The organism is Salipiger sp. HF18 (genome assembly GCF_011806505.1).
GTDB classification, from domain to species: Bacteria; Pseudomonadota; Alphaproteobacteria; order Rhodobacterales; family Rhodobacteraceae; genus Salipiger; species Salipiger thiooxidans.
In genome coordinates, this window is record NZ_JAATOS010000206.1 from 1 (window position 1) to 6,947 (window position 6,947).

Below are 6,947 nucleotides of genomic sequence, written 5' to 3' on the forward strand. Positions count from 1 at the left end.
ACCGGGCGGATCCTGCATTCCAAGCTGCAGACCATCCGCCATCTCGAGGACATCCTGAACCCGGACGAGGCGATGTCGCGGCTGGTGTTCGAGGCCGCCGACGTGATCATCGGCAAGCTGCCGCAGGTGCTCGACAGCAGCCGGCCCGAAAGCCGCGCCACCGCGCTCTCGCGTCTCAGCATGTACCGGATGTTCAGCTTCGAGCGAAACGCCCTGCGCGAGGCCTACTCGCTGCTGAGGCAGGCGCATGAGCTCGACGGCAACGGCATCTACCTCGCGTGGTCGAGCATGGTGCGGATGATCCAGCTGATGGAGCTGCTCGAGGACGACCGCGAGGCGCTGCGCGAGGAAGCCATCGCGCTGAACTACCGCGCCATGGAGGAAAGCGAGGGCAACGCGCTGGTGCAGGCGTTGATCTCGAAGGTGCGCGGCACCGCGCAGCGCGACGCAGCCGGAGCCTTTGAGCTGGCCGAAACCGCGGTCACCCGCAACCCGGCATCTGCCTTTGCGTGGAAATCGCTGGCCGAGGCCAACATGATGAAAGGCGACGTGAGCGCCGCCTTCGACGCCTCGGCCCGGGCCCGGGCCATCGCCCGCAGCTCGCCGTTCAAGCAATGGTGGGACATGGGGCACTGCATCATCGCCATCGCCGGCGGCCGCCCGCAGGAGGCCATCGAGGCAGGCGAGGCCGCCGCCCGCGCCGCCCCGCTATCGCGACCGGCGCACCGGCACCTGCTCGCGCTTTACGCGCTCGAGAACCAGCTCGACAAGGCCCAGGCCACCGCCGTGAAGCTGGCCAAGATCGAGCCCGGCTTCACCATCGACCGCATCGTCAACGACGAGAACTACCCGGTGCGCACGCTGCGCAACAAGGGGCTGCTCGAGCCGATCCGCGCACTGCTCTGAGCTGCGCGCAAGGGCCGCTCAGGCCGGGCTTCTTTCAGGCCGGGCGTTTCTCGGGCTTGTCGGCGTGGATGGCGCCGGTGGTCAACACCGGCGAGGCGTCGAGGTCGCGGGCGTCGAGCATGGCCGCGACCCGCTCCAGCGACGACAAAAGCTGCGCCTGCTCCCAGTCCTCGAGCCGCTCGAACTCGCGCACGAAGCGCTGTTGCAGCGCATCGGGGGCGCGGTGCAGGGTCTCTCCCCCGCGCTCGCTCAGGACGACGTTGACCTGACGGCGGTCCAGGCTGGACTGGGCCCTGTGCACAAGCCCGTCCTTCACCAGCTTGTCGACAAGCCCGGTAATCGTCGCCTGCGTCACCCCCATCTGGGTCGCCAGCGCCTTGGGCGTCGCCGTGCCACCTCGCGCATGAACGATCTGCATGACACGCAGCTTGGCCGGCGTCACCCCGGCTGCATTGGCCAGGTCACGTTCATAGAGCTCGGTGGCTCGCAATATGCGCCGCAGGGCGATCAAGCTGTCATCCGTTCGATCCATCGGACCAACGCCTCATACGTTCAGGGGTGAAGGGCCTTTGTTTGCATGGAACGGGAAATACTTCAACTGACTAAGCATCTCCCGCGATTTCTTCGTTTCCCTAAGGATAATGCTTTGCGGAACGTTTTCAAGAACGAGAAAATACTGACTACATTACAGCCTATTAACATAAGATCAGCGAGAAAGTGTCGAAAAATACTTTGGCTGTTGAAACTTTACCCCGCTTTGACTAGTTTACCAACCAAAGGAACCGAAAGGGAACGAGACCCGATGCCGAAAGACAGCTTCACGACCCGGAAGGAATCGCTCCTTCTCCGCAAGCCCGAGGCCACCGATGGCGCCGCCATCTGGGAACTGGTGCGCGCGTGCAAGCCGCTCGACGAGAACTCCATGTACTGCAACATCGTGCAGGCCGAGCACTTCCGCGACACCTGCGTGGTGGCGGAGCTCGACGGAGATGTCGTCGGCTGGATCTCGGGTCACCTGATCCCCAACAAGGACGCCTTCTTCGTGTGGCAGGTGGCGGTGAGCCCCAAGGCCCGCGGCCTTGGCCTTGGCAAGAAGATGCTCTCGCATCTGGCCAACCGTGACGAATGCGCGGACGCCGATCACCTCAAGACCACCATCACCGAGGACAACGACGCGTCCTGGGGCCTGTTCCGCAGCTTTGCCCGCGACATCGGCGGCGAGCTCACGGACGAACCCCACTACGAGAAGGAAGTCCACTTCGACGGGCAGCACGACACCGAGCACATGGTGACGATCAGCCTGCCCCGCGACGAGGCCGAGGTGCTGCGCGCCGCCTGAGGCGCGCCACCACCCCCTCTTCGCCGACACCCCGACATCAGAAGACGAAAGGACGTCTCATGACACGCGACATCTACACGCGCCGCGAAAGCGAAGCGCGCTCCTATTGCCGCAGCTTCCCGACCAGCTTCGTGAAGGCCAGCGGCTCGATCCTCACCGACGCAGAGGGCCGCGAGTACATCGACTTTCTCGCCGGCTGCTCGTCGCTGAACTATGGCCACAACGACCCCGACATGAAGGCCGCGCTGATCGAGCACATCAGTGCCGACGGCGTGACCCACGGGCTCGACATGCACACCGACCAGAAGGAAGCCTTCCTGACCGCCTTCGAGGACATCATCCTCGCGCCGCGCGGCATGGACCACAAGGTGATGATGGTCGGCCCGACCGGCACCAACGCCGTCGAGGCCGCCATGAAGCTCGCCCGCAAGGTGACGGGCCGCCACAACATCGTGGCCTTCACCAACGGCTTCCACGGCATGACCATGGGCGCGCTCGCCGCGACCGGCAATTCCGGCAAGCGCGGCGGCGGTGCGATGCCCCTGCAGGGCGTCACCCACCTGCCCTATGACGGTGCCTTCGGCGAAGACACCGACACGCTGAAGCAGATCGAGTGGATGCTCGACAACCCGTCCTCGGGCCTCGACGCCCCCGCCGCCTTCCTCGTGGAGCCGGTTCAGGGCGAAGGCGGTCTGAACGCCGCGTCGAAGGAATGGATGCAAGGCATTGCCAGGCTCGCCAAGAAGCACGGCGCGCTGCTTATCGCCGACGACATCCAGGCGGGCATCGGCCGCACCGGCACGTTCTTCTCGTTCGAGGAGTTCGGCATCGAACCGGACCTCATCCCGCTGGCGAAATCGCTGTCAGGCATGGGCCTGCCGTTCGCCGCCCTGCTGGTGAAGCCGGAGCTCGATATCTGGAAGCCGGCCGAGCACAACGGCACCTTCCGCGGCAACACCCACGCCTTCGTCACCGCCCGCGTGGCGCTGGAGAAATTCTGGAAGGACGATGCCTTCCAGGAGGAGCTCAAGAAGAAGGCCCGCATCGTCGAGATCGGTCTCACCTCGATTGCCGACATGGTCGATGGCGCCCGCCTCAAGGGTCGCGGTCTGATGCGCGGCGTCGACGTGGGCTCGGGCGAGCTTGCCTCCGAGATCTGTGCCGAGGCGTTCAAGCGCGGGCTCATCATCGAGACATCGGGCGCGCATGACGAGGTGGTCAAGGTCCTCGCACCGCTGACCACCACGGAAGAGCAGTTCGCGAAGGGCTTCGAGATCCTGCGCGACGCCACCCGTGCCGCCCTCACCGAAACAAGCAAGATTGCAGCGGAGTAAATCATCATGATCGTTCGCGACTTCAACGACCTCAAGAAAACCGACAAGCACGTGGCCGACGCCCAGTGGACCTCCACCCGGATGCTGCTGGCGCAGGACGGCATGGGCTTCTCGTTCCACATCACCATTCTCGAGGCGGGCTCGGAGCACACGTTCCACTACAAGCACCACTTCGAGAGCGTCTACTGCATGAAGGGCAAGGGCTCGATCACCGACATCGCCACCGGCGAGACGCACGAGATCAAGCCCGGCGTCATGTACGCCCTGAACCTGCACGACAAGCACATCCTGCGCGCCGAGGAAGAGCTGCACATGGCGTGCTGCTTCAACCCTCCGGTCACCGGCAACGAGGTGCACCGCGAGGACGGTTCCTACGCGCCGGCCGAGGAGGTGGCGTAAGCCATGGCAGAACATACGGTTGAAAAGATCGGCGGGACGTCCATGTCCCGCCTCAACGAACTGCGCGACACGCTGCTGATCGGCGGTCGCGAGGGGCCTGAGCTTTATGGCCGTATCTTCGTGGTGTCCGCGTTCGGCGGCATCACCAACCTGCTGCTCGAGCACAAGAAGACCGGCGAACCCGGCGTCTACGGGCAGTTCGCCGAGAGCGACAACTCGCACGGCTGGCACGACGCGCTGAACCGCGTGGCGGACGCGATGATCGACGCCCACAGCTCGGTGCTCGATCACCCCGGCGACATCCAGCAGGCGACCGATTTCGTGCGTACCCGCATCGACGGTGCGCGCAACTGCCTGATCGACCTGGCCCGCGTCTGCTCTTACGGGCACTTCCGGCTGTCCGAGCACATGCTGCAGACCCGCGAGCTGCTCTCCGGTCTCGGCGAGGCGCACTCGGCCTTCGTCACCGTACTGATGCTTCAGCGCGCTGGCGTCGATGCCCGGCTGGTGGATCTCAGCGGTTGGCGCGGCGACGGCGACGTGACGCTCGAGGAACGCATCCTCGGCGCGCTCGAAGGCGTCGACCCGATGTCCGAGATGCCCATCGTGACAGGCTATGCCCAGTGCAAGGAAGGGCTCATGCGCGAGTTCGACCGCGGCTATTCCGAGGTCACCTTCTCGCACATGGCAGCGCTGACGCAGGCGCGCGAGGCGATCATCCACAAGGAGTTCCACCTCTCGTCGGCGGATCCCAACCTCGTGGGTCAGGACGCGGTGCGCAAGCTCGGCCGGACCAACTACGACGTGGCCGACCAGCTGTCGAACCTCGGGATGGAGGCGATCCACCCCAAGGCCGCCAAGACCCTGCGCCAGGCCTGCGTGCCGCTGCGCGTGACCAACGCGTTCGAGCCGAACGATCCGGGCACGCTGATCGACGACCAGCCGGCGGACCACTCCGCGGTCGAGATCGTCACCGGGCTCGACATCATCGCGCTGGAAGTGTTCGAACAGGACATGGTCGGCGTGAAGGGCTACGACGCGGCGATCCTCGACGTGCTGACACGCCATGGCGTGCGCATCGTGTCGAAAGTGTCGAACGCCAACACCATCACCCACTACGTGGATGCGTCGCTGAAGCTGATGCGCCGCGTGGAGAAGGATATCGAGAGGCTCTACCCGTCGGCGCGGATCTCGTCGCGGACGCTGGCCATGGCCTCGGTGGTGGGGCGCGATCTCAACGGGCTGTCCTGCCTGCAGCGTGGCCTCGTGGCCATCGCGGGCGAAGGGCTCGAGGCGATCGGCGCCACCCAGGGACCGCGCAACGTGGACGTCCAGTTCATTCTCGAGCGCGACATCCTGAAGCCGGTCATCAAGGCGCTGCACCGCACCTTCATCGAGGGTGAAGCCGCCCCTGACCTTCGCGAAGCCGCCTGAAGCGCGGCACGCCCAAGACCCGAACTGGCCGCCCCGCATCGCGCGGGGCGGTTTTTTTGTGCCTTGCCCGAAGGCCCAGGGATCGAAGGCGGGATCGGTGGCGGGACCTAACGCGGGATCAGAAATCCCAGTCGTCGTCCTCGGTCGCCACGGCGCGGCCGATCACGTAGGACGAGCCCGAGCCCGAGAAGAAGTCGTGGTTCTCGCTGTCGGGGCTCAGCGCCGCGAGGATCGCCGGGTTGACCTCGCAGGCCTCGGGCGGGAACAGCGCCTCGAAGCCGAGGTTCTGCAGCGCCTTGTTGGCGTTGTAGTGCAGGAAGCTCTTCACTTCTTCGGTCAGGCCAAGATCGTCGTAAAGCTCTTCGGTGTAGTGGCCCTCGATCTCGTAGAGCTCGAACAGCAGGCCGAAGGCGTAGTCCTTGAGCTCCTGCCGGCGCTCTGCCGTCTCGCGCTCCATGGCGCGCTGGAACTTGTAGCCGATGTAGTAGCCGTGCACCGCCTCGTCGCGGATGATCAGACGGATCAGGTCGGCGGTGTTGGTGAGCTTGGCGCGGCTCGACCAGTACATCGGCAGGTAGAAGCCCGAGTAGAACAGGAAGCTCTCGAGGAAGACGCTCGCCACCTTGCGCTTCAGCGGGTCGGCGCCGGGCGCGTAGGTCCCGAGGATGGCGCGGGCCTTGGCCTGCAGGTGCGGGTTCTCGTCCGACCAGCGGAAGGCCTCGTCAACCTCGCGGGTGGAGCACAGCGTCGAGAAGATCGACGAGTAGCTGCGCGCGTGCACCGCTTCCATGAAGGCGATGTTGGTCAGCACCGCCTCTTCGTGCGGGGTCTGGGCGTCGGGCATCATCGCCGGCGCGCCGACCGCGTTCTGGATCGTGTCGAGCAGCGTCAGGCCGGTGAAGACCCGGATGGTGAGCCGCTGCTCCTCGGGGGTCAGCGTCGCCCAGGACGGCACGTCGTTCGACAGCGGCACCTTCTCGGGCAGCCAGAAGTTCACCGTCAGGCGGTTCCAGACCTCGAGATCCTTGTCGTCCTGCAACCGGTTCCAGTTGATCGCCCGCGGCACGGCGGGGGCGTTGATCGTGTCCTTCATCGCGGATCGTCCCTTCTTCGGGCCAGCCGGCCCTCGTTCTTTCCGAGGCGCGCTGCGGCGCCCCTTGCATCCTGTCCGGAAAGGGGCGCGGCCGCCCCTTTCGTCTTTCCTCGGATCGTCGTCATCCCGGCGCCGGCGGCGGCGCGGGCCGCGGTCACAGCGTGCAGGAGACGCAGCCCTCGACCTCGGTGCCTTCCAGCGCGGTCTGGCGCAGGCGCACGTAGTAAATCGTCTTGATCCCCTTCTTCCAGGCGTAGATCTGCGCCCGGTTGATGTCGCGCGTGGTCGCCTCGGCCGGGAAGAACAGCGTCAGGGACAGGCCCTGGTCGACATGCTCGGTCGCCGCGGCGTAGGTGTCGATCAGCGCCTCGGGGCCGATCTCGTAGGCGTCGCGGTAGTACTCGAGGTTCCCGTTCGACATGAACGGCGCCGGGTAATAGAC

At 65.6% G+C, this 6,947-nt stretch carries 6 protein-coding genes and 2 pseudogenes; 5 read left to right on the forward strand and 3 right to left on the reverse strand.

Annotation, left to right across the window (positions count from 1 at the left end):
- A pseudogene (locus HC022_RS15880) lies at positions 1-906 on the forward strand (transcriptional regulator); the annotation flags it as partial.
- A 34-nt stretch (positions 907-940) separates the two neighbouring features.
- On the opposite strand, the gene HC022_RS15885 reads toward HC022_RS15880, so the two are convergent.
- A complete protein-coding gene (locus HC022_RS15885) occupies positions 941-1,438 on the reverse strand; it encodes a MarR family winged helix-turn-helix transcriptional regulator (protein WP_008884378.1) in 498 nt (165 codons plus the stop codon).
- 270 nt (positions 1,439-1,708) lie between these two features.
- Between HC022_RS15885 and ectA the strand changes: the two genes are divergently transcribed.
- Genes ectA through HC022_RS15905 form a run of 4 tightly spaced genes read left to right on the forward strand, consistent with a single transcriptional unit; the run spans position 1,709 to position 5,412 of the window.
- The gene (gene ectA / locus HC022_RS15890) at positions 1,709-2,245 is read left to right on the forward strand and encodes a diaminobutyrate acetyltransferase (RefSeq protein WP_008883608.1); all 537 of its coding nucleotides are present in this window, start codon (positions 1,709-1,711) and stop codon (positions 2,243-2,245) included.
- A 59-nt stretch (positions 2,246-2,304) separates the two neighbouring features.
- Positions 2,305-3,579, forward strand: a complete 1,275-nt coding sequence (gene ectB / locus HC022_RS15895; protein WP_167453092.1) for a diaminobutyrate--2-oxoglutarate transaminase — start codon at positions 2,305-2,307, stop codon at positions 3,577-3,579.
- 6 nt (positions 3,580-3,585) lie between these two features.
- Positions 3,586-3,978 (forward strand): ectoine synthase, encoded by a 393-nt coding sequence (locus HC022_RS15900; RefSeq protein WP_089955170.1) that lies wholly within the window; start codon positions 3,586-3,588, stop codon positions 3,976-3,978.
- A 3-nt stretch (positions 3,979-3,981) separates the two neighbouring features.
- Positions 3,982-5,412, forward strand: coding sequence for an aspartate kinase (locus HC022_RS15905; RefSeq protein ID WP_089955176.1), 1,431 nt, complete (start codon positions 3,982-3,984; stop codon positions 5,410-5,412).
- 118 nt (positions 5,413-5,530) lie between these two features.
- Here the strand turns inward: HC022_RS15905 and nrdF are convergent, their stop codons facing one another.
- The gene (nrdF, locus tag HC022_RS15910) at positions 5,531-6,505 is read right to left on the reverse strand and encodes a class 1b ribonucleoside-diphosphate reductase subunit beta (protein ID WP_008884045.1); all 975 of its coding nucleotides are present in this window, start codon (positions 6,503-6,505) and stop codon (positions 5,531-5,533) included.
- A gap of 154 nt (positions 6,506-6,659) precedes the next feature.
- Positions 6,660-6,947: pseudogene (locus HC022_RS15915) on the reverse strand (ribonucleotide-diphosphate reductase subunit alpha); the annotation flags it as partial.